At 70.1% G+C, this 3453-nt stretch carries 2 protein-coding genes and 1 pseudogene; all 3 read left to right on the top strand.

Translation table 11 applies throughout. The annotated features are described in order from the left end of the window. Positions 1 to 70: 70 nt before the first annotated feature. The 3 genes and pseudogenes from MJ785_RS19155 to MJ785_RS19145 all read left to right on the top strand — a co-directional run bounded on the left by MJ785_RS19155 (position 71) and on the right by MJ785_RS19145 (position 3227). Positions 71 to 957, top strand: a pseudogene (locus tag MJ785_RS19155) (DNA cytosine methyltransferase). A 61-nt stretch (positions 958 to 1018) separates the two neighbouring features. Then, on the top strand, positions 1019 to 2506 hold the full coding sequence (locus MJ785_RS19150) for a hypothetical protein (RefSeq protein WP_239382122.1): 1488 nt from the start codon (positions 1019 to 1021) through the stop codon (positions 2504 to 2506). Next, positions 2493 to 3227 (top strand): hypothetical protein, encoded by a 735-nt coding sequence (locus MJ785_RS19145; protein ID WP_239382121.1) that lies wholly within the window; start codon positions 2493 to 2495, stop codon positions 3225 to 3227. Before MJ785_RS19150 ends, MJ785_RS19145 begins: the two co-directional genes overlap by 14 nt. The last annotated feature ends 226 nt before the right edge of the window (positions 3228 to 3453 follow it).

Here is a 3453-nt window from a genome sequence, read left to right as displayed (position 1 = left end):
GGGGTCCGAGGCTATCGTGCCGCGTTTTTTCAACGGCACCTCGCCCCGTTCCCTGCGTCAAAGGAGCCCCATGGGGAATAGTCCCACGGCACTTGACCTGTTTGCCGGCGCCGGTGGATGGTCCATCGCCTGCGCACGACTTGGGATCGACGCTATCGGCATTGAGCTCGACTCGCACGCCTGTCAGACCCGCCGTGCATCGGGCCTCACCACCGTCCCCGGTGATGTGTCCTTGGTAAGCCCGCGTGATTTCCGCGGTGTGGATGGGCTGATTGCCTCCCCACCGTGCCAGTCGTTCAGCAACGCCGGCCACAAACAGGCCTCGGCGACCCGCGTGGACAACTCGTCTACCAGCCGATGAGGTTCATCCGGGTGCTGCGCCCGGCGTGGGTCGCTCTGGAGGAGGTACCGGGGGTCCTCCCGATCTGGGAGAGCTTCGCGGCCGAGCTTGGCCGTCTGGGCTACGCAACGTGGACCGGGATCGTGTCGGCCGAGGAGTTCGGTGTGCCGCAGACACGCCGCCGGGCGATCCTGCTGGCGTCCTTGCTGACCCACACGGTCGTCCCACCGGCTCCGACCCATGCCCGGTACCGGCGCGGTGAGTATCCCGGGCCTCTCCTGCCGCCGCGGCCGCGGTGGATGAGCATGGCCGACGCGATCGGCCGGGGTCTGCCGGACCGGCCCGCCTACACGGTCACCACCCGCGGGAACGGCTGGGGCGGCACCGGCGCGCGCCGGCCGATCCGGGAGGCGCAACGGACCGGCCGGTGGCAGGGGCCACACGACGCGCTCACGGTCGCGGAGTTCGGGGTGCTCCAGGGATTTTCCGCCGGCCACCCGTGGCAGGGCAGTACCGACAACCAGCTCAAGCAGGTCGGTAACGCGGTTCCCCCGGGTCTCGCGTGCGTAGTGCTGTCCTGCGTCGCTCGCGGTGCGGCGCTGCGGCGGGCCGGATGAGCACGCTCCCGACGGTGCCGGTCACCTGGCCGCTGTTGCGTCGCTATTGGAAGGAGCGGTCATGATGGCCACTGCTGACGATGCGTTCCCGCAGGAACCGGACAGGCCCGGCGGCTGGATCCCCGACGTCGGCGCCTTCCTCGACACTCCCAGCGAGAACATGTCGCCGCCCAAGCAACCCGATCCGGTCCATCCGGCTGATGCGGTGCATCCAGGTGAGGGGGCCGATCCAGTCGAGGGCGCGGGCGGGGTGCCGGTCGATCCGCCGCTGCCGTCGCGTCCGGGCGTGCTCTCCCCGTCTGCTGGGAACGGGCAGCGCCGCCCGGTGCTCCCGGGCTGGGTACGCTCGGCTACCGCCCTGCGTGCGGCGGCCGGGTGGGCAGCCGGCTACTACAGCCATGTCGTGCTCTTCCACACGGTCCGTATCCCGGTCTACCTCGCCCGGCTGCTCGGCCGTGCCCCGCGCGGGCTGGTCCGCGTCGCCGGTCAGGCCACCGGATGGATCTTCGATGCTGAGGGTCGTGCGGTACGGGCGGCCACGGTCCGGCGCGAGGACAGCGAGCAGTACCTGAAGCTGTCGCGCCAACGGGACCGCCGGGTCCGCTTCCGCTTGTTGGTCGTGTTGCTCGGCGCGGGCCCGTGCGGGGTCGCGGTCCTAGCGCTCGCCGCGACACTGCCCGCCGGGGCACGCTGGCTGGCGTTCGGCGCCGCCGTCGTCGGGCTTGGTATCGCCGGCTCACCCGTTGATCAGCCGGTGCTCGGTCAGGCCGTCGTGCCGGCCGCGGTGACCCGGCTGACCGGCGACATCGTTGTCCGGGCGCTGGAATCCCTCGGCATCGCCGAGATCAACAAGGCGAAGAACCGTGGTGGTGGCATCACCTTCCCCGCGCCGATCAGCCGGGACGGCCCGGGATGGCGCGCGGACGTCGATCTTCCTTACGGGGTTACCGTGTCTGACATCCTGGAACGCCGGGAACGGCTCGCCTCGGGGCTGCGTCGTCCGGTCGGCTGTGTCTGGCCCGAACCCGCCGCCGACGCCCACGCCGGCCGGCTGGTGTTGTGGGTCGGGGACCAGGACATGTCCAAGGCGGCAGCAGCGGAATGGCCCCTGGCTCGCCGCGGGCGGGCCGACCTGTTCGCGGCGCTGCCGTTCGGGACCGACCCGCGCGGCCGGACGGTCTCGGTGACCCTTGTCGAGAACAACATGCTCGTCGGCTCCCTGCCCGGTGCGGGGAAAACCGCGGCCGTGCGGGTACTCATGCTGGGCTGCGCGCTGGACCCGACCTGTGAACTGTGGGTGTTCAACCTCAAGGGCACCGCCGACCTCGACGCCGCGGTCACGGTCGCCCACCGGTACGCCACCGGCATTGATGACGCGACCGTCGCCGTCGGTTGCCGGTGCGTTGCGGGACCTGCGCGCCGAGGTAGGCCGCCGGGCCGCCGCGCTGAAGAACCTGCCCAAGGATCTGTGCCCCGACGGCAAGACCACTCGTCGTATCGCCGGTATCCGGTCGCTGGGCCTGCACCCACTGGTCATGATCGTCGATGAGTGTCAGAACCTGTTCGCCCACGCCGTCCACGGCGCCGAGGCCGGGGAGCTGGCCACCGACATCATCAAACTCGGCCGGGCACTTGGGATCATTCTTATCCTGGCGACCCAACGCCCCGACGCCGAGTCCCTCCCCACGGGCGTCAGCGCGAATGTCTCGGTCCGTTTCTGCCTGCGCGTCATGGGACAGGTCGAAAACGACATGATCCTGGGCACGTCGATGTACCGGAACGGGATCCGGGCGACCACCTTGCACCCGGGTGACCGTGGCATCGGCTATCTCGTCGGTACCGCCGACACCCCGCTCATCGTCCGCTCGGCCTATCTGGACACGCCGGCATCGGCGCGTATCGCCGAACGGGCCCGAGCCGGCCGTGCCGCCGCCGGTACCCTCGCCGGCCATGCCATCGGGGAGACCGACGCCGGCGCGGTGCCGGTCTACTCGCTCCTGGATGACATCCTCGCGGTTGTCCCACCCAGCGAGACCAAGGTGTGGTCGGAGACCGTGACCGAACGGCTCGCCGCGCTCCGCCCGGGTGTCTACGCCGGATGGGGCGCCGAGCAACTCGCCGCCGCGCTCAAGCCGCTGGGTATCGACACCATCCAGATCGGCCGCCGGGTGGACGGCCGGCTTGTGAACCGTCGCGGTATTGACCGTGCCCGCATCACCACGAAGTCACCCAAAGTGATATCGGAGGTGGGTCCGGGGGCCGCTCGCTGAGCACGACGGTTAGCACCTGCCCCGCTAACAGTTAGCACCAGTGCTAGCACCTCATGGGCGCTCTGACCTCGCTGTTAGCAGGTTAGCGCCACCGCCGTCAGCATCCGTGGGAGACCCGCGTGCCCGGTTCCAGGCCCCGCTCGGCCGCTAACGCTCACCCGTCCCCGCAGGAGAAAACAGTCACGGACAGCGATAATCGTGCTGGAGCTTCCGACCGTCTCTGGAC

This window comes from Protofrankia sp. CiT1 (genome assembly GCF_917627335.1).
In the GTDB taxonomy this organism is placed as follows: domain Bacteria; phylum Actinomycetota; class Actinomycetes; order Frankiales; family Frankiaceae; genus Protofrankia.
This window is presented reverse-complemented; position numbering and strand designations above follow the sequence as displayed.